At 53.8% G+C, this 18,830-nt stretch carries 18 protein-coding genes and 1 tRNA gene; 8 read left to right on the top strand and 11 right to left on the bottom strand.

The genetic code is table 11. The features are described 5' to 3' along the window. Nucleotides 1-18 precede the first annotated feature (18 nt). The 8 genes from PLD04_13320 (at nt 19) to PLD04_13285 (ending at nt 6,263) form a co-directional block, all read left to right on the top strand. On the top strand, nt 19-675 hold the full coding sequence (locus PLD04_13320) for a 50S ribosomal protein L25 (GenBank protein ID HXK69309.1): 657 nt from the start codon (nt 19-21) through the stop codon (nt 673-675). Continuing rightward, nucleotides 676-1,263 (top strand): aminoacyl-tRNA hydrolase, encoded by a 588-nt coding sequence (gene pth, locus PLD04_13315; GenBank protein ID HXK69308.1) that lies wholly within the window; start codon nt 676-678, stop codon nt 1,261-1,263. Beyond that, nucleotides 1,253-3,286 (top strand): sodium-translocating pyrophosphatase, encoded by a 2,034-nt coding sequence (locus tag PLD04_13310; GenBank protein HXK69307.1) that lies wholly within the window; start codon nt 1,253-1,255, stop codon nt 3,284-3,286. Before pth ends, PLD04_13310 begins: the two co-directional genes overlap by 11 nt. An 84-nt stretch (nt 3,287-3,370) precedes the next feature. Next, nucleotides 3,371-3,745, top strand: coding sequence for a 30S ribosomal protein S6 (gene rpsF, locus PLD04_13305; GenBank protein HXK69306.1), 375 nt, complete (start codon nt 3,371-3,373; stop codon nt 3,743-3,745). After that, nucleotides 3,738-3,974 (top strand): 30S ribosomal protein S18, encoded by a 237-nt coding sequence (gene rpsR / locus PLD04_13300; GenBank protein HXK69305.1) that lies wholly within the window; start codon nt 3,738-3,740, stop codon nt 3,972-3,974. Before rpsF ends, rpsR begins: the two co-directional genes overlap by 8 nt. 11 nt (nt 3,975-3,985) lie before the next feature. Further along, nucleotides 3,986-4,459, top strand: a complete 474-nt coding sequence (gene rplI, locus PLD04_13295) for a 50S ribosomal protein L9 (protein HXK69304.1) — start codon at nt 3,986-3,988, stop codon at nt 4,457-4,459. Continuing rightward, nucleotides 4,428-5,582: a class I SAM-dependent methyltransferase gene (locus PLD04_13290; GenBank protein ID HXK69303.1), complete on the top strand. Its 1,155-nt coding sequence runs from the start codon at nt 4,428-4,430 to the stop codon at nt 5,580-5,582. The genes rplI and PLD04_13290 overlap by 32 nt, the downstream gene beginning before the upstream one ends. A 21-nt stretch (nt 5,583-5,603) precedes the next feature. After that, nucleotides 5,604-6,263, top strand: coding sequence for a fumarylacetoacetate hydrolase family protein (locus tag PLD04_13285; GenBank protein ID HXK69302.1), 660 nt, complete (start codon nt 5,604-5,606; stop codon nt 6,261-6,263). Nucleotides 6,264-6,416: 153 nt separating this feature from the next. Here the strand turns inward: PLD04_13285 and PLD04_13280 are convergent, their stop codons facing one another. From PLD04_13280 to rpmG, 11 genes are all read right to left on the bottom strand, one after another. Beyond that, entirely contained in the window at nt 6,417-6,836 is a 420-nt protein-coding gene (locus PLD04_13280) for an LEA type 2 family protein (GenBank protein HXK69301.1), read from the bottom strand. 284 nt (nt 6,837-7,120) lie between these two features. Next, a complete protein-coding gene (rpoC, locus tag PLD04_13275) occupies nt 7,121-11,299 on the bottom strand; it encodes a DNA-directed RNA polymerase subunit beta' (protein HXK69300.1) in 4,179 nt (1,392 codons plus the stop codon). 25 nt (nt 11,300-11,324) lie between these two features. Continuing rightward, nucleotides 11,325-15,566 carry a DNA-directed RNA polymerase subunit beta gene (gene rpoB / locus PLD04_13270; protein ID HXK69299.1) on the bottom strand — a complete coding sequence of 1,414 codons (4,242 nt, stop codon included), beginning with the start codon at nt 15,564-15,566 and terminating at the stop codon, nt 11,325-11,327. Nucleotides 15,567-15,650: 84 nt separating this feature from the next. Next, nucleotides 15,651-16,043: a 50S ribosomal protein L7/L12 gene (gene rplL, locus PLD04_13265; protein HXK69298.1), complete on the bottom strand. Its 393-nt coding sequence runs from the start codon at nt 16,041-16,043 to the stop codon at nt 15,651-15,653. A 24-nt stretch (nt 16,044-16,067) separates the two neighbouring features. Further along, a complete protein-coding gene (gene rplJ, locus PLD04_13260; GenBank protein HXK69297.1) occupies nt 16,068-16,580 on the bottom strand; it encodes a 50S ribosomal protein L10 in 513 nt (170 codons plus the stop codon). Continuing rightward, a complete protein-coding gene (rplA, locus tag PLD04_13255) occupies nt 16,580-17,275 on the bottom strand; it encodes a 50S ribosomal protein L1 (protein ID HXK69296.1) in 696 nt (231 codons plus the stop codon). Before rplA ends, rplJ begins: the two co-directional genes overlap by 1 nt. Nucleotides 17,276-17,284: 9 nt before the next feature. Further along, nucleotides 17,285-17,710, bottom strand: coding sequence for a 50S ribosomal protein L11 (gene rplK, locus PLD04_13250; GenBank protein HXK69295.1), 426 nt, complete (start codon nt 17,708-17,710; stop codon nt 17,285-17,287). A gap of 8 nt (nt 17,711-17,718) precedes the next feature. After that, complete coding sequence (gene nusG, locus PLD04_13245) at nt 17,719-18,285, bottom strand: transcription termination/antitermination protein NusG (protein HXK69294.1); 567 nt, start codon at nt 18,283-18,285, stop codon at nt 17,719-17,721. Continuing rightward, entirely contained in the window at nt 18,286-18,513 is a 228-nt protein-coding gene (gene secE, locus PLD04_13240; protein ID HXK69293.1) for a preprotein translocase subunit SecE, read from the bottom strand. Nucleotides 18,514-18,538: 25 nt separating this feature from the next. Continuing rightward, a tRNA-Trp gene (locus tag PLD04_13235) sits at nt 18,539-18,615 on the bottom strand. Between the two features lie 8 nt (nt 18,616-18,623). Further along, a complete protein-coding gene (rpmG, locus tag PLD04_13230) occupies nt 18,624-18,773 on the bottom strand; it encodes a 50S ribosomal protein L33 (GenBank protein ID HXK69292.1) in 150 nt (49 codons plus the stop codon). Between the last annotated feature and the right edge of the window lie 57 nt (nt 18,774-18,830).

The raw sequence follows: 18,830 nt of genomic DNA, 5'->3' as shown, positions 1-18,830 counted from the left end.
TCCAAGGAGGAATGACTCATGCCATCATCGGAAATCACCATCAACGCAAAACCCCGCGAGGGACGGGGAAAGGAATACGCCAAGAAAATCCGGCGCACGGGGCTTCTTCCCGCCGTGCTATACGGTGCCGGCAAGGACCCGGTGCCCCTGACCGTGGACCATGACGATATCATCTCGATGGTTCGGCACAAGGACACCAATATCATTATCAATCTGTCGATTGAGGGTTCCAAGAAAGCGGAACCCGTCATGATTCATGAATTCCAGATCGACCCTGTCCATCACACCCTCATGCACATCGATTTCATTCGGGTGGTTTACGGCCAGTCAATCCACGTAACCATACCGATTGAGCTCCAGGGAATCGCCCCGGGAACCAAGGTGGGAGGTTTTCTGGATTTCGCGCAGAGAAGCCTCAACGTCGAATGTCTTCCATCTAAGATTCCACCCAAAATCATGGTGGATATCTCAAAGTTGAATATCAATGACCATATCAGCGTGGAAGATCTGGATATGGGTGAGGATGTCAAGGTTCTGGACGCAGCACATAACCTCATCGTCCGCGTAAGTGCGCCAAAGGTATCCGCAGCGGATGAAGCCGAGGTAGTGGAAGAAGAGGAAAAGGCCGAACCCGAGCTCATCGCCAGGGGCAAGAAAGAGGAAGAAGAAGACTAGTTGTTTGCCGTCATCGGTCTGGGAAACCCTGGAGCCGCGTACGAACACAACCGGCACAATGTTGGATTCAGGGTTGTGGATCACCTGGCCGAACGCTGGGGGGTCTCCGTGAGAAACGCCCGCTGGAATGCACTGACGGGCAAGGGAATACGAGATGGGGTCGAGGTTGTTCTCATGAAGCCCCAGCTTTTCATGAATCGGAGTGGTCTCCCTGTGTCCATGATGCTACATGACCTGAATCTTTCCCTGGAAGATGTCCTCGTCATTCTGGATGACGCGGCTCTTCCCCTCGGGTCCCTCCGACTCAGGAAGCAGGGGTCCAGTGGCGGGCATAACGGGCTGAACGACATCATTGAAGTTCTTGATTCGGATAGAATTCCCAGGCTTCGCATGGGAATCGGAAGTTCCCCGACATATCTGGATCTTGCCGAATGGGTTCTTTCAGATTTTCGGAAGAGTGAGCGGGAAATAGTTGAAACCATGTTAGGTCGGGGTGCCGATTCCGTGGAAGAGGTCATCAACCGCGGATTGGATGCAGCCATGGCCGTCGTGAATACACGAACGAAGGAGGAAGACAGTGAACCTTGAGGCCGTCATCTATCTAATCCCCGTCGCCGGGGTCCTCTCCATTGTCTTTGCACTCTTTAAGTCTTACTGGATCGAAAAACAGGATCCCGGAACGGAAACCATGGTCAAGATTGCTGGCCATATCCGGTCGGGAGCCATGGCCTTTCTGCGGAGGGAATACAGCGTACTGATTATCTTTGTCATCGTTGTCTCCATCCTTCTGGCCGTGACGAATCTGCACACACCTAACAGCCATCCTCTGGTTGCTCTGTCCTTTCTTATTGGAGCGGCCTGCAGTGCCACCGCGGGTTTCTTTGGGATGCGGGTGGCTACATCGGCTAATGTCCGTACCGCGAACAAGGCCCGTGAAGGTCTTTCCGGAGCGCTTCAGGTCGCGTTTTCCGGCGGAACGGTCATGGGTATGATGGTTGTAGGCCTGGGAGTATTAGGTCTTGGTGTTCTATTTATTGTCTATCGCAAGATCTTCCCTTTCGATCAGGATCTTGAACGGTTTCTGTCCGTTATGGCAGGGTTCAGTCTGGGTGCCTCCTCTATTGCGCTCTTTGCCAGGGTTGGCGGCGGTATTTATACAAAGGCCGCAGACGTCGGTGCCGACCTTGTAGGAAAGGTCGAAGCCGGCATTCCGGAAGACGATCCCCGCAACCCTGCCGTGATTGCCGACAACGTCGGCGACAATGTGGGAGATGTTGCCGGAATGGGGGCTGACCTTTTTGAATCTTACGTCGGTTCCATTATTGGCTCGATGGTTCTCGCCAGCACCTTTGTCACGGGTGAAATCCTTCCGGCCCTTGTCCTGCCTCTGGTTCTTGCAGCGGTCGGAATCATCGTTTCAATCCTGGGTACCTTTTTCGTTCGAACCCGGGAAGGCGGCAACCCTCAGACCGCTCTGAATACCGGAACCTTCGGTGCCGGCATCGGCATGGCCATCCTTTCGTACTTCATTATCCGCTGGCTTCTTCCCACGCACACCACAGCTCTTTTCATTGCGACCCTGGTCGGGCTGGCCTGCGGGATCTTTATCGGGCTCGTCACCGAGTACTACACCGCGGAAGCAAGAAAACCCGCACAAAATATCGCTAAGGATTCAACAACCGGAGCTGCGACAAATATTATCTCGGGTCTGGCGACGGGAATGAGATCCACAGCTCTCCCTGTGCTTGCCATTGCCGGGACCATTATCGTTGCCTATAAAGTTGCAGGATTATATGGAATCGCCATTTCAGCTCTGGGCATGCTGTCGACGACGGGAATTCAGCTCGCTGTGGATGCCTATGGCCCTGTTGCCGACAATGCCGGCGGAATAGCAGAAATGTCCAAACTTGGCCCCGAAGTCCGCAAGCGGACCGACAAGCTGGACGCTGTGGGAAATACAACTGCAGCCATTGGAAAGGGATTTGCGATTGGCTCCGCTGCACTGACAGCCCTGGCACTGTACACGGCCTATACGACCAAAGTGGGCCTGCACGACACGGGCCTGAACCTTCTGGATCCCACAATCATGGCCGGCCTGATGGTAGGAGCCATGCTCCCCTTCCTCTTCTCTTCCATGGCCATGAAAGCAGTGGGGCGGGCGGCCGGATCGATGATTGAAGAAGTCCGCCGCCAGTTCAAAGAAATCCCCGGACTCATGGAAGGAAAAGCGGAAGCCGAATTTGCAACCTGTGTGGACATTTCCACCGGCGCCGCCATTCGTGAAATGGTGCTTCCCGGCCTTCTGGCCATTCTCACCCCGGTCATCGTGGGCCTCTATGATGTCCGGGCCCTGGGTGGACTCCTTGCCGGAGTGACCGCATCGGGGGTAGTTCTTGCCATCTTCATGGCCAATAGCGGCGGTGCCTGGGATAACGCCAAGAAACATATCGAGGGCGGAGCATTTGGAGGTAAGGGCAGTGACGCCCATAAGGCCTCCGTTGTCGGTGACACCGTTGGCGATCCCTTCAAGGATACAGCCGGTCCATCCCTCAACATTCTGATTAAGCTCATGAGCGTTGTCGCGCTGGTCATTGCGCCGATTTTAGTGTAGAATAGCGTTTCTCCTTACCCCGGGGAGAGAATCGGGGTCAATCCATCCGCACTGAAGTGCGGGAATTGTCCAAAAGGAGGTCCAATGGACGGACGTATTTACGAATTACTCTTCATTGTCCCCGCCGACATGGAAGAGGGTGAACGACAGGCTCTTCTGGAACAGGTTGAAAAAACCGTCCGCGAGCACGGCGAACTTCACGAAATGAAGGAATGGCGCAAACGGCGCCTTGCCTACCCCATCAAGCGCGTTACCGAGGGAATCTACTACCTGATCTACTTCTCGGGTCCCTCGGGGAACATTTCCCGCATTGACATGCGTCTGAACCAGATGGAACATCTGGTCCGTCATGTCATTGTCCGCATCGATGAGGACTATCGCAAGGCCAAGCTTCCCATTCCTTTCCAGGCCAAAAAGGAAAGTGAAACACCCGCTTCGGAGGAGGTAACCCATGAGTGAGGGCGGACGCAGATTCTATTTTCAACGCCGAAAGCGCTGCAAGTTCTGTGAAGAGCGCATGAAGTTCATCGATTACAAAAACATCGAGCTCCTTCAGCAGTTCACCATGGAACGGGGCAAGATCCTGGGACGAAGAGTTACGGGAACGTGCTCCAAGCACCAGCGGCAGATGGAAAAGGCCGTGAAGCAGGCGCGCATCATCGCTCTCCTGCCCTTTGTCAAGGACTAGGAGACTCCACCATGAAGATTATCCTGATTGAAGATTTCGAGACTCTGGGACACCAGGGTGACGTCATCGACGTCAAGCCTGGATATGCAAGAAACTTCCTGATTCCGAAAAACCTTGCCTGGGAAGCCACAAAGGGCAACATGAAGCGCCTTGAGCAGCAGAAAAAGGTCTGGGAAGTCCGTCTGCTCCGTGAACGGGATCAGGCGGAAAAGCTGAAATCTCAGGTTGAAGAAAAGATATTGACATTCGAAGCGAAAGCTGGCGAAGAAGGCCACCTGTATGGAAGCATCACGGCCTCCGATATTGCCGAAAAATTTGAAGCCATGCATATCATTATTGACAAGCGCCGCATTCATCTTGCCGAGCCCATTCGCAGGATCGGTTCCCACGACGTGACCGTGAAACTCCACAGAGATGTGGAAGCCCTGGTAAAAGTGGAGGTAAAATCGGAAGGTGGCGAAACAACCTCCGAAGAACCATCCTGAGTGGAGAGAGGCCTGGGCGGAAAACCGCCCGGCAGACCTCCGTCACGGGAACCCTTTCATACGGATTCTTAAAAAGATCCTCCGCAAGCCGGGGGATCTTTTCTTAGCTACCCGTCTCGAACAGCAGAGAAATTTCAACCTCTTCCTCCTGGATACCTTCGCCGGAGAAGAGATGCAGAAGCAAATTGAAACCCTCGCCCGCGACACCGCGCGGCTCCATGAAGATATCGTTCGACTCCAGGAACACGTGCAAAAGAGTCACGGCTCTCTTCAGAGTGAAGTGGAAAAGCTTCGGGACGGCGTGGTACCCGCCCTGAAGGAAGAGACCGAGGCTGTTCTCGGCGGTATCGATGCCAAAGCGGAATGGGCATTAGCGCGAACCCGACGGTTCATGTCCATGGCCCAGGAGAAAGCCCTGGAAAAAATCACACCGGAAGCGGCTGCCGATCTGGACTATGCGGCGTTTGAAGACCGGTTCCGGGGATCGGTTGAAGCCATCGAGAAAGATCTTGCGTTCTATCTCGACCGCATTGGAGAGCATTACCCGGTGTGGGATCTGGGCTGCGGCCGTGGAGAATTTCTGCGTCTTCTGTCCAGGGAAGCCATCCCATCTCAGGGCATCGAAAAGAACGAAAGCTTCGCACGGTCTCTGAAAGAGGAAGGTCTCCCCGTCATTCACGGAGACCTCTTCGAAGTACTCTCTAGAGCGGAACCCCAATCGATCGGGTGCGTTACCCTCTTTCATGTTCTGGAACATCTTCCTCCCGGTCAGGCCTCCGTCCTTCTGAACCTGATTCATACCCGTCTCAAACCGGGAGGACTTCTGATCGTCGAAGTACCGAACACCGGATGCCTCACGGGACTTTTCAATTTCTTCAAGGACCCGGGACATATCCACCCGTGGCAGCAGGAGACGCTCTCCCATGCACTGAATGAGGCAGGTTTTACCGGGATCACCATCCTTCCCCGCCATCCGGTCCCCGATTCTGTCCGGTTTCACATTCCGGACAATGCTCCTCCCGCTCTTCTTGACGCTTTCAAACGATTGAATGAACTGGTTTATGGCGCACAGGATATTGCCGCCATTGGGGAATGCGCTCCCGGCTCAACCGACCCGGTTTAATACTTGATTCCAGGAGATCGAATGACCATCCACGTTCGCACCATTTACAGGGAAGGGACCGCCCCCGTCGAAGCGGGCCGCATCTTCTGTCTGACCCGCAACTACGCCGCCCACGCGAAAGAAATGGGGGCCGACCCCACCAAGCTCCCCTCCATTTTCATGAAACCTGCCACAGCCATCGTCCAGCTCGAAGCCGACCGTGACGTCCCTGTCACTCACCCGTCCCACGGTAAAGACCTCCACCACGAGGTGGAGCTGGTTATGCTGTGTCTCAACCCGGATGACAACCGTTATGCCTTTGGTGTCGGGGTCGACCTGACCCTGCGCGACATCCAGGCCGATTTAAAGGCCCGTTCGCTCCCCTGGGAAGCGGCCAAAGCCTTTGACCAGTCCGCCCCTGTGGGTTCTTTTTTTGAGGCCCACCTCCTGAACCGGGAAACCCTCAGGATCGAGCTCTATGTCAACGAGGAGCTCAGGCAATCGGGAACCGTAGATCAGATGATCATTCCCCTGGAGGAGATCCCGTCCTATGTCGGACGCATCTTTCCCCTGAGACCCGGGGACCTGATCTTTACCGGCACTCCGGAAGGAGTGGCTAGCATACAAAGAGGTGACCGCGTGGAAATCTCCCTCCAGGACGGATCCCGCCTCCTCGAGAAGGCAACGTTTACTATCGCCTGAATTTATTTTTCTGTTATCGTTCAGAGAACCCCTCTCTTCCAGAAAAATAATCTGAAGTGGGAGGGCTTGAAATCGGTTTATGGATCCTGAAGAAATTGATTAATCGATAATCAGGTACCGTGTCCCTAGTCGTACTCCAGTCATACTGTCCTTTCAAAAACTTGCTGTCGATGCGGGTTCCCGTTCCAGACTCTCTTCCTTCTCGTTGAAGTCCAGGAAACCCTCTTTTTTCCGGTAGACTCGCCGGTTCCGCTGCCCGCTTCTGGTGTAAACACGGCTGATGATCGTGTATCCGATCGACTGATTCTCCAGCAGTGCCTTCACTCTTGTCAAAAGCGCGAGATTGCTGATGTGGAAGGTAACCGTAGTGGTGCCTGTCGAGAATCGGGGAATTTCCAGGATTTCACCGCTTACCCCTTTACCGATCTTGAGCCCGTTGAGGTCGACTTTGTAGACACCTCCGGTTACAGTGAGTGGGTCGGGATTTTCATTGATGATCCTGACCGTTAACAGCATTGTCGTCTCAAAGAGCGTTGCTTCGATGAGCTCGATGTTTGATAAAGAGATATCCATACCGGCCGGTATGGGGTTCGTGGTACAGGATGGCAACGAAAAAAGGAAGACCGCGAAGATAGTGGCGGACAGAGACGGGATTCGGGATATTCGACGGCAAAACGGAACTAATTGTGGCTTTAGTAATGGATACATCATCTCTTCCCCCGTCATCATTGCGAATTTTGGAATTATAGCCCTTCAGGTTTCATTATAACTCAGGGTACTGGCTGATATGAATAAAAAAGCCCCGGCAGTGCCGGGGCGTAAGGTTTACCATGGCCTGATGGTAAAACCGTTGTACCTTAGCTGTCTTCACCTTCCTCCGAGCCTTCCAGGCCCCGGATCATCTCAAGCCGGGCGCGGACAACCTTTTCCGCTTCTTCGAGGATGGAAGGACGCGGCTCTTCTCTTTCCAGAATCTGCGCAGGTTCGAGAGCGTACCGGTGGTAGAAGGGGTAACCCGTTCCAACCGGAATCGTGCGACCCACAACTACGTTTTCCTTCAACCCCCGCAGGTAGTCCACCTGGCCGCCAATGACGGCGGCGGTGAGCACCCGGGTGGTCTCCTGGAAGGAAGCCGCGGAGATCCAGGAGTCGGTGGCCAGGGCGGCCTTGGTGATGCCCAGGAGAAGCGGGGTGGCCCGTGCGGGTTCTCCCGCCATGGCCAGGACCCTGTCGTTTTCTTCCTGGAACTCAAAACGGTCCACGTATTCATCCACGACGAATCGGGTGTCCCCAACTTCGACGACGCGGACCAGCCGCATCATCTGCCGTACGATGACTTCAACATGCTTGTCGTTGATATCAACACCCTGGGATCGGTAAACTTCCTGAATCTTGTTCACAAGGTGGAACTGAAGATTCTTTTCACCCTTGATGGCCAGGATGTCATGGGGGTTGATCGGGCCTTCGTTCAGGGGTTCCCCGGCCTTGATGAACTCACCGTTCTGGACCGTTACGTGGGAAGAACGCGGGATGAGATACTTCCGCTCTTCAAATTCTCCCTGGACGATGATTTCCCTCATGCCTCTCTGAATAGAGCCGTAAAGGACGACACCGTCAATTTCCGAAACCACGGCCGGGTCCCTCGGGCGGCGGGCTTCAAAGAGCTCCTGGACCCGGGGGAGACCGCCGGTAATGTCCTTGGTCTTCGTCGATTCACGGGGGATTTTTACCAGAACGTCGCCGGGCTGAACAGCCTGTCCGCCTTCCACCATCAGGTGGCTGTGGACGGGCAGGAGGTACTTTCGCGATTCTTTATCAGCCTGCACCACAATGTGAGGCAGGCGTTTTTCCGGGGTAAGGGTTTCCACGACAATCTTGGAAGCCTTTCCGGTGACCTTGTCCACTTCTTCTTTAACGTTTTCGCCCTCGACAATATCCTTGAACTCAACTGTACCGGCAATTTCCGTCAGAATCACGGAAGAATAGGGATCCCATTCCAGAAGAAGCTGTCCCGGTTCGACCTTAGATCCTTCCATAACCTTCAGGATGGAGCCATAGGATACCGGAGACCGATCCTTTTCCCGTTTGTTTTCATCCAGGATGACGATGATGCCGTTTCGGTTGACGACGACGTAATCGCCGTCCTTATTGGTTACCTTCTGGACGTTTTCAAACTTGACCGTTCCGGGATACCGGGCTTCCCGCTGAGTCTGCTCCTTGGCGCCCGCCGCGGTACCGCCGTAGTGGAAGGTCCGCATCGTAAGCTGGGTTCCGGGCTCACCGATGGACTGTGCGGCGATAATACCGACCGCAGTCCCAAGATCCACGATTTTTCCGGTGGAAAGATCGCGGCCGTAACAGAGCTGGCAGACTCCGTGCCGGCTTTCACAGGTGAGAACCGAACGGATCTTGACTTCCTCGATACCGGCTTCCTGAATGGTGGAAGCGGCCGTTTCGTCGATCAGATCGTTTGTGGAAACAATCACGTCTCCTGTTAGCGGATCGAGGACATCCTGCTGGGATACACGGCCCACAATACGATCAGCAAGGCTTTCCAGAATCTCACCTGCCTCAATAATCGCGCGGGCGTAGATTCCGTCCAGCGTTCCACAGTCGTACTCCAGGACCATCGTGTCCTGCGAAACATCGACCAGTCGGCGCGTCAGGTACCCCGAATCGGCCGTTTTCAGAGCCGTATCGGCCAATCCCTTTCGGGCGCCATGGGTCGAAATAAAGTACTGCAGTACGGAAAGGCCTTCACGGAAGTTTGCCGTAATCGGCGTCTCCATGACTTCACCGGAAGGTTTGGACATCAGGCCACGCATTCCGGCAAGCTGGCGAACCTGTTCTTTGGAGCCTCGGGCACCCGAGTCCACCATGACCATGATGGGATTGATTTCATTCGTTTCCTTGGCCACCGTTACCATTTTGGAAAACATCTCCTTGGCGACGCGTTCGGTCACGGCGTGCCATTCGTCGATGATCTTGTTATGGCGTTCACCAGCGGTGATGGAACCCACCGCCCTCAACTTTTCGATATCCTTGATCCGGTTGTAGGTATCCTTAATCAGCGAGTCCTTTTTATCGGGAACGACCATGTCTTCCAGACCGAAGGAGATGCCTCCCCGTGTCGCGTACTTGAATCCGAGCTCTTTCAGCACATCGAGAAGCTCCACACTATTTTCGTGACCGTAGTTCAGATAACAGTACCGAACCAGTTCCTGTACGCCTTTTTTCTTGATGATCCCGTTGATGAAGGGAAGTTCCTGGGGAAGGTGATCATTGAAGATGACCCGGCCAACCGAAGTTTCCAGGAGGTAATTTTCCACTTGGATCACGGAAGCCTGTGTGACCATCTGATCGTTCAGCTGGGTCGTGAGGTCCATAAGAGACCCGGTATAGCGATACTGAATCGGTGTATGCAGGTGAACCACTTCCGCTTCGTAGGCGTGGATCACTTCTTCCTTGGTTCCAAAGATCTTGTTTTCTCCCGGCATACCCTCGCGGGACATCGTGAGATAGTACAGACCCAGAACCATGTCCTGCGTGGGAACCGCCAGCGGCCTCCCGTTGGCAGGGGAAAGCACATTGTGCGGCGCAAACATGAGGAGCCGCGCTTCCAGCTGTGCCTTGGGAGAAATGGGGACGTGAACCGCCATCTGATCGCCGTCAAAGTCAGCATTAAAGGCAGGGCAGACAAGCGGATGGATCTGAAGAGCCTTTCCCTCTACCAGGAGGGGTTCGAAGGCTTGAATTCCGAGACGATGGAGCGTCGGGGCACGGTTGAGCAGAATGGGATGTTCCCGTGTGACGGCTTCCAGCGCGTCCCATACGACGTCTTCCTGCTTTTCAACCAGTTCCTTGGTGGCCTTGATCGTGTTGGCGACACCCATGGACTGAAGTTTTGCGTAAATAAACGGTTTAAATAACTCAAGAGCCATGATTTTGGGCAGACCGCACTGGCTCAATTTGAGATCGGGTCCGACGACGATGACCGACCGCCCCGAATAATCGACACGCTTTCCGAGAAGGTTTTGACGGAAACGGCCCTGCTTTCCCTTGAGGTTGTCCGAGAGGGACTTCAGGGGGCGGTTATTGGATCCCTTCACAGCCCGTCCGCGCCTTCCGTTATCGAAGAGCGCGTCGACAGCTTCCTGAAGCATACGCTTTTCATTTCGAACGATGACTTCGGGGGCACGAAGATCCAGAAGCTTCTTCAGACGGTTGTTTCGGTTGATTACCCTTCGGTAGAGATCGTTCAGGTCGGAAGTAGCGAAGCGACCGCCGTCCAGGGGGACAAGGGGGCGGAGGTCGGGAGGGAGAACCGGGATGACACTGAGGATCATCCACTCGGGACGCTGACCCGAATTCCGGAAGGCATCGACGATTTTGAGGCGCTTGGCCGTCTTCAGTCGTTTCTGCTTGGACTTGGTCGTTGTCATTTCGATCCGGAGATCTTCCGCCAGATCGTCGAGATCGATCTGCTGAAGAACCGCCTGGACCGCCTCGGCACCCATACCGGCTTCAAAGTTGTCTCCGTATTCCGAAAGGGCTTCCCGATACTCCTCTTCCGTCAGGATCTGCAGGGGTTTGAGGGCCGTATCGCCCGGGTCCACCACGAGGTAACGCTCGTAATAGAGAACCCCCTCCAGAGCTCGGACCGAAAGATCGAGGATATAGCACATGCGGGAAGGCGTGCCCTTGAAAAACCAGATGTGGGCAACCGGGGAGGCGAGCTCAATATGGCCCATCCGTTCCCGTCGAACCCTGGATCGCGTGACTTCGACTCCGCACTTGTCACAGATGATCCCTTTGTACTTCATCCGCTTGTACTTGCCGCAGAGGCACTCCCAGTCATTGACGGGCCCGAAAATTTTCGCGCAGAAAAGACCATCTTTTTCCGGTTTAAAGGTTCGATAGTTGATCGTTTCCGGTTTGGTTACTTCACCGTGCGACCACTGGCGTATCTTCTCGGGAGACGCCAGTGAGACACGGACCGCGTTGAAATCGATGATTTCAGGACTTTTATCAGTCATGATCCCGTTAGTCACTCTGGCCTCCTTATACGGTCAACAGCTCAACGTCCAGACAGAGGGAACGCAGTTCTCTGATCAGTACGTTAAACGATTCGGGAATGCCGGGATCGTCGGGGACTTTCCCCTTGACCACAGCCTCGTAGAGCTTCGTTCTTCCTTCAACATCGTCGGACTTGTAGGTCAGGAACTCCTGAAGGGTATAGGCTGCCCCGTAGGATTCCAGAGCCCAGACTTCCATTTCTCCAAAGCGCTGGCCGCCAAACTGAGCCTTACCGCCCAGGGGCTGTTGGGTGATGAGAGAGTAAGGGCCGATACTTCGGGCATGGATCTTATCGTCCACCATGTGGACCAGCTTCATCATGTAGATGAAACCTACCGTCACCTTCTGATCGAAGGCCATTCCCGTCATGCCGTCATAAACGGTGGCCTTTCCCTCCAATGGAAGGTTGGCCTTTTCGAGGTACCCCTTGATCTTACTCTCGTGGGCACCATCAAAAACGGGAGAGGTAAACTTCAGGCCAAGAACGGCTCCGGCCCACCCGAGATGGGTTTCGAGAATCTGACCGACATTCATTCGGCTGGGAACGCCCAGGGGATTCAGCACGATATCCACGGGAGTTCCATCGTTCAGGTAAGGCATATCCTCTTCGGGAACGATCCGGGAAATAACGCCCTTGTTGCCGTGCCTTCCAGCCATCTTGTCGCCAACGTTAAGTTTTCGCTTCATGGCAACAAAGACCTTGACCTTCTTGATCACGCCGGGAGAGAGTTCTTCCCCGCTGTGAAGGTTTTCCACCTTATCCTGGATGTCCTTTTTCAGTACCTCCAGCTTTGCGGCCGTACGGCTCACGATGCTGGCAATCTCTTCCTTCACGACCTGGTCATTGATGGGGAGAGACTTGAGAGTCTTGGAATCAAGGGCCAGAACGGTCTCGAGGCTGAAGGTTTCCCCCTTCTTGACGAGTGTTTTCCCCGTCTTGGGATCCTTGACGGCGGCAGTGGGTTTGATTCCCTGAAGAAGCTGAAAGATATTTTTATTCCGCTCTTCGATGAAAATCCGTTCCTGATCCTTAAAGTTTCGTTCAAGCTTTGTTTCAAACTCTTCTTCGATATGAAGGGCACGCAGATCCTTCTCCACACCCTTCCTGTAGAAGATCCTTACATTGACAATCCGGCCTTCGATACCCGGAGGCACGCGAAGGGAAGCATCTTTCACATCTCCGGCCTTTTCCCCAAAGATGGCTCGGAGGAGCTTCTCTTCCGGAGAAAGGTGGGTTTCCCCCTTGGGGGTCACCCGGCCGACCAGGATACTCCCGGTCTTGACTTCGGCACCGATGCATACGATTCCACTCTCATCAAGATCCTTCAGGGCGGAGTCCGATACGTTGGGGATATCCCGTGTGATTTCTTCGGGTCCCAGTTTCGTATCTCTCGCCTCACATTCGAATTCCTCGATGTGGATTGAGGTAAAAGCGTCTTCCTTTACGATCCGCTCACTGATGAGAATAGCATCCTCGTAGTTGTATCCGCGCCAGGGCATAAAGGCACAGAGCACGTTGCGTCCAAGGGCCAGCTCGCCAAGTTCGGTGCAGGGACCATCGGCAAGGATCTGGCCGATATCCACTCGATCCCCCTTGGTGACAATGGGGACCTGATTGATGCAGGTATTCTGGTTGGAGCGCTTGTACTTGATCAGGGGATAGATATCCGCCCCGAATTCCTTGGCCTCTCCGGTGGCAAGATCTTTACCCTCGACGCGGACGATGATCCTTTCGGCATCCACGGCTTCCACGACTCCGGCACGTTTGCAGACAACCACGGAGCCTGAATCTCGCGCCACCATGGATTCCAGACCGGTTCCCACGATGGGTGATTCGGATTTAATGAGGGGGACAGCCTGCCTCTGCATGTTGGACCCCATGAGAGCCCGGTTGGCATCGTCGTGCTCCAGGAAGGGAATCAGCGCCGTGGCCACAGAAACCAGCTGTTTGGGTGAAACGTCGATATAATCGACCTTACTCTTTTCCACGGTCACAAATTCTCCCCCGAACCGGGCAATCACCTGATCGGTAAGGATATGACCCTTGTCATCCAGCTTCGCGTTGGCCTGTGCGATGATATACCGTTCTTCTTCCCAGGCGGAAAGGTAAAATGCATAGGGTTCGGCGGCCGCCAGCATCTTCTTCTTTTTCTTCAGAGATGCATTTTCTTTTTCAAATTCGTCCCTTAAAACAACCTGATCGATTTTGAAGGAGGATTCGCCTGGCCGGGTAATCCTGAGATGGTCAAGAACCTGGCCGTTTTCCACCTTTTTATAAGGGCTTTCCAGGAACCCATAGCGGTTGATCCTGGCAAATGTGGCAAGGGAGGAAATCAGTCCGATATTGGGACCTTCAGGTGTTTCAATAGGGCAGATTCGACCATAATGGGTGGTGTGAACGTCGCGAACCTCAAATCCCGCTCGTTTCCGGGAAAGACCGCCAGGCCCCAGAGCGGACAGTCGCCGCTTATGGGTGATTTCCGCCAGAGGATTCGTCTGATCCATAAACTGGGAAAGCTGACTGGATCCGAAGAACTCTTTGACCGCCGCCATCGCCGGCTTGGCATTGACCACATCGCGAGGCATGGCATTGGACAGGTCCTGAAGGACGGACATCTTTTCCTTGATCGCCCGTTCCATTCGAACCACACCGATGCGGAACTGGTTTTCAAGGAGTTCACCCACGGGTTTCACCCTGCGGTTTCCAAGGTTATCAATGTCATCAACGTACCCGATCCCCTTGCGGAGTCGGAAAAGGTAGTTCACGACCGTGTGATAATCCTCGGGCTGAAGTACCTTTTCATTGATGGGTGAGTTTACATCGAGCTTGATGTTGAATTTAAAACGGCCGACTTCAGAAAAGTCATACCGCCTGTCATCAAAAAACGTAGACTGAAAGAGAGCCTGTGCATTATCCCGTGTGGGGGGTTCCCCGGGCCGCATCCGCTTGTAAAACTCTAACAGAGCTTCATCCCGATCCGAGGTCATATCCTTTTCGAGAGTATTGGAAAGGACATCCGCAGCTATGTCCCATTGCGGGAAATAGATATCGGCTTCCTCGATCCCATGTTCCTGGAAGGTCGTGATAAAGGTCTTGGGAATCGGATCGTTGGCTTCAAAGAGAACCTCTCCGGTCTTCAGATCCACAACGTCATGAACGAATCTTCCCTGAACCACCTGGGAAAATTTGACCGAACGGGTTGCTTTTCCCTTGGTCCGAAGCTCTTCCTGCAGGTGCTTGTCCCATTTAACCCCGGCAAAGACCTTTGTGGTGACCGCCTGACCGGTAAGGGTCCGTTCCTTCTCTTTCACCTGTTCCTGGTCCAGAACCGCTCTGGAGAATGTGAGATCCAGACCCGTCTCATTCGGACGCATGGTTACCGTGGCGTAGAACCTGCGGATCATTTCCTCGTCGGTGGAGAGGCCCAGGCATCGAAGGAAGATCGAACCGATAATCTTCCTGCGGCGATCGATACGGACGTAGAGGATCCCTTTTCGGTCGAATTCGAACTCAACCCAGGATCCGCGGTACGGAATGATCTTCCCCATGAAATGGTAGGGACCTTCCTGGGTGAAAAAGACTCCGGGCGAACGATGGAGCTGGGACACGACAACCCTCTCGGTACCGTTAATAATAAAGGTACCGGTATCGGTCATCAGAGGAACATCACCGAAAAAGACCTCTTCCTGCTTGACATCCTTGACCTTGCTCTTCCCCGTAGGTGTCTTGTCATAAAAGAACATGCGGAAGGTGACCCTCAGAGGGGCCGCATAGGTCAACCCTCTCTCCAGGCACTCCTCCGGCGTAAAGGGGAGGCGAAGATCCACGGGATACCCGCAGGAGGAACAGAGTGTCGGGTTGTAATCGTTCTGATGCCCGCACTTTGAGCACACCTGGAGGTGTTCCTGATGGTCCTTAATGGGAATGGCATACCCGCAGGCTCTGCAGGTGAGTCGCATAAACTGCAGACCCTGAAGTTTGCCACATCGGCACTGCCAGTCACCGATCGTATAGTGCATAAAATCGATGCTGCAGGTTTCTCGGAAATTGGAAAAGGGAAAGATGGACTTGAAAACCGACTGCAGACCCAGCGTTTCCCGCTCCTCTGGAAGAAGGTCCATCTGGAGAAACTGGTCATAGCTCTCCTTCTGAACCTGAATGAGGTTCGGTACAGGAATGTGGGTCTTAATGTTTGCAAAGTCTACTCGTTCGACGGGTTTGCTCATGAAGGGCTCCTTCAGTTGGTGAGCGAAGACACTAATCCCATGGACAACAGCAAAGCTGATGATCCATGGGATTGATTGAACTTCTTACTTAATTTCGACCGTCGCGCCGACTTCTTCAAACTTTTTCTTAATGGACTCCGCCTCATCCTTCGGGACGGCTTCCTTCACCGTGCCGGGAACGCTGTCAACGAGATCTTTTGCTTCCTTCAGTCCGAGGGTGGTGACTTCCCGGACAACCTTAATCACGTTGATCTTCTTGTCGCCAACACCGGTGAGAATGACGTCGAATTCAGTTTTTTCTTCCGCGGGAGCGGCTGCACCGGCAACGGCACCGGCCATCATGCCGGCGGCGGGCATCATAGCCGCGGCGGCCGAAACGCCGAATTCATCCTCGAGGGTCTTTACGAGCTCGTTGAGCTCGATGACGGTCATGCCTTTGATGAACTCGACCACCTTTTCTTTCGTGATGTCTGCCATGGAAAAACCTCCAAAAAATGTTATTTATTTATGTTCCGAAACCTGGTGAAGGACGGAAACGAAATTTTGCACCGGAGTATTGAGTGCGGTAACCAGGCGTCTCAACGGCGATTGCAGGATATAGAGCAGCTTGGAAACCAGTACTTCTTTGGACGGCATCTTGGAGAGCTCGACGAGGGTTGCTGCATCCACGACCTTGCCTTCCACACTTCCCGCCTTAAACTGGAAATCGGGATGAGTTTTGGCAAATTCGACAAGCTTTTTCGAGGGTTCTACGGGATCACCCTTTGCGATAACAATGGCCGTCGGCCCCTGGAGAAAGGATTGCAGACCTTCCAGTTCGGATTCCGCGATCACTCTCTTCATAAGACGGTTCTTCACGACTACGTACTCAGCGTCCACACTGCGGAGGTCATGCCTCAGCTGGGTGATATCAGGAACGTTGATTCCTTTAAAGTTCAGAAGAAACACGTTGTTCTGGTCCTTCAGCTTGTCCGCAAGAATGTTGGTTCGGGCAACGCGTTCGGCTCGAAGCATTACAACACCTCCAGATCTGCAAGGTCCAGCTGGATCCCAGGACCCATGGTGGAGCCTAGAAAGGCCTTTTTCACGTATCGCCCCTTGGCCGAAACGGGTCTTGCCTTCATAACAGCCTGAACGACCGCCCGGATGTTTTCTTCCAGCTTGTCAGCTTCAAAGGAAAGCTTGCCGGTTCCTACATGGATCGTTCCAAACTTATCCACACGAAAATCAAGCTTTCCAGCCTTGATTTCGCTGATGGCATCGGCGATATTCGTCGTGACAGTACCGGTCTTGGGGTTGGGCATCAGGCCGCGGGGCCCGAGTACCTTACCCAGCTTCCCGACAAATTTCATCATGTCAGGAGTGGTAATCACGGCATCAAAATCGAGAAAACCTTCCTGGATTTTCTCGACCATCTCTTCGCCACCCACCAGATCCGCACCAGCTTCCTGAGCTGCCTTGGCATGGTCTCCCTGGGCGATAACAAGAACCCGCTTGGACTTGCCGATCCCATGGGGCGGAACAATGGAGACGCGCACCATCTGATCGGCGTGCCGGGGATCGACACCCAGACGCATGGTAAGTTCAACGGTTTCGTCAAACTTGGCGCATGGATGTTCCTTGATGGCCGCAACTGCGTTTTTCAGGGGCATGACCGAACCCTTCATGGATTCGGATGCCTTGTTGTAGACTTTTCCGTGCTTTGCCACAGTTCCTCCTCAGTCCACTACATCAACGCCCATGGAGCGTGCCGTTCCTTCAATCATTTTTTCGGCCGCCGCCAGGTCACCGGCATTCAGATCCGGCATCTTCAGCTGGGCGATTTTCTTTATCTGTTCACGCGTAATTTTTCCGACTTTGTTCCGGTTGGGCTCTCCGCTTGCCTTCTCGAGTCCGATGGCTTTCATGATCAGCACCGGAGCGGGAGGAGTCTTGGTCACAAAGGTGAAGGAACGGTCTGAATAGACCGTGATCACGACCGGAATAATCAATCCCTGATCTTTCTGCGTCCTGGCATTGAACGCCTTGCAGAACTCCATAATGTTGACTCCGGCCTGACCCAGCGCGGGCCCTACCGGAGGAGCCGGTGTTGCGGCTCCCGCCGGAATCTGTAACTTGATCTGTCCAATGACCTTCTTTGCCATGGTAACTCCTACAATTTCTGAACTTGGTAAAAGGTCAGCTCAACCGGGGTTGAGCGGCCGAAAATGGTCACGGAAACCTTCAGGGTGGAGCGATCAACATTCACATCTTCGATCTTTCCCGTAAAATTCGCGAAGGGACCTTCGGTGATCCGAACCAGTTCGCCCAGCTCGAAGACTTCCTTGGGTTTGGGCTTTTCCTTTGTAACTTCGACGTGGTGAAGAATCTGTTTTACTTCATCATCGGTGAGTGGAGCCGGATGCTTTCCTCCCCCGACAAACCCGGTAACCTTGGGAGTATGCCGAACGAGATACCAGGCCTCTTCCGGAATCTTTGGTTTTCCGTCGGGACCGGCTATGGTCTCAATCTCGACAAGAATATAACCGGGGAAGAATTTCCGTTCGACTTCCTTTTTCTTCCCGGCCTTGAGTTCGATCACCGTCTCCTTCGGCACCTTGATTTCACCGAAGTAATCCCCCAGATTCCGGGCGTCGATTCGCTGTTCCAGGGTCTGTTTGACCCTGTCCTCAAACCCGGAATAGGTATGGACGATGTACCACTTCAGATTCTTCGACATTTACACTCCGAACTTCTTAAAAATCAGCATGATGATATGCTGGAATACATAGTCGGCAATCCAGAGAAACACGGCCAGCACAAAGCTGGAAACGATCACCATGGTCGTGGTTCCAAATACTTCCTTCTGGCTGGGGAATGACACCTTTTTCATCTCCTGACGGATTTCCCGCCAGCGTGTCTTCATGTCTTCCCACATCTGTTTGGGTCGCTCGACGATGTTCGCCATAAGGTCACCTTTCCTTCACTAAATCTGGCAGGCCAGGAGGGACTCGAACCCCCAGCCCCCGGTTTTGGAGACCGGTGCTCTAGCCAATTGAGCTACTGGCCTACCTCACCTTATTTACTCTCCTTGTGCTCCGTATGCTTTCGGCAGTGGGGGCAGTACTTCCGGATGAGATATTTTTCCTGGTGCGTACGCTTGTTTCGCGTCGTTGTGTAATTTCGACGTTTACATTCGCCGCACTGCATAATGATGTTATCGCGCATAACCTACTCGATGATTTCGGTAACGGTACCGGCACCGACGGTACGGCCGCCTTCACG

It is taken from the genome of Thermoanaerobaculia bacterium, assembly GCA_035593605.1.
Lineage (GTDB): Bacteria > Acidobacteriota > Thermoanaerobaculia > UBA2201 > DAOSWS01 > DAOSWS01.
This window is presented reverse-complemented; position numbering and strand designations above follow the sequence as displayed.

Bases quoted from the DNA above. Each gene is read 5' to 3' on its own strand.
- rpmG (HXK69292.1), bottom strand. From the start codon at position 18,773: ATGCGCGATAACATCATTATGCAGTGCGGCGAATGTAAACGTCGAAAT.
- rplL (HXK69298.1), bottom strand. From the start codon at position 16,043: ATGGCAGACATCACGAAAGAAAAGGTGGTCGAGTTCATCAAAGGCATG.
- rpsR (HXK69305.1), top strand. From the start codon at position 3,738: ATGAGTGAGGGCGGACGCAGATTCTATTTTCAACGCCGAAAGCGCTGC.
- nusG (HXK69294.1), bottom strand. From the start codon at position 18,285: ATGTCGAAGAATCTGAAGTGGTACATCGTCCATACCTATTCCGGGTTT.
- PLD04_13285 (HXK69302.1), top strand. From the start codon at position 5,604: ATGACCATCCACGTTCGCACCATTTACAGGGAAGGGACCGCCCCCGTC.
- rplI (HXK69304.1), top strand. From the start codon at position 3,986: ATGAAGATTATCCTGATTGAAGATTTCGAGACTCTGGGACACCAGGGT.
- rpoB (HXK69299.1), bottom strand. From the start codon at position 15,566: ATGAGCAAACCCGTCGAACGAGTAGACTTTGCAAACATTAAGACCCAC.
- PLD04_13280 (HXK69301.1), bottom strand. From the start codon at position 6,836: ATGGATATCTCTTTATCAAACATCGAGCTCATCGAAGCAACGCTCTTT.
- secE (HXK69293.1), bottom strand. From the start codon at position 18,513: ATGGCGAACATCGTCGAGCGACCCAAACAGATGTGGGAAGACATGAAG.
- rpsF (HXK69306.1), top strand. From the start codon at position 3,371: ATGGACGGACGTATTTACGAATTACTCTTCATTGTCCCCGCCGACATG.
- PLD04_13320 (HXK69309.1), top strand. From the start codon at position 19: ATGCCATCATCGGAAATCACCATCAACGCAAAACCCCGCGAGGGACGG.
- rpoC (HXK69300.1), bottom strand. From the start codon at position 11,299: ATGACTGATAAAAGTCCTGAAATCATCGATTTCAACGCGGTCCGTGTC.
- rplJ (HXK69297.1), bottom strand. From the start codon at position 16,580: ATGCTTCGAGCCGAACGCGTTGCCCGAACCAACATTCTTGCGGACAAG.
- rplK (HXK69295.1), bottom strand. From the start codon at position 17,710: ATGGCAAAGAAGGTCATTGGACAGATCAAGTTACAGATTCCGGCGGGA.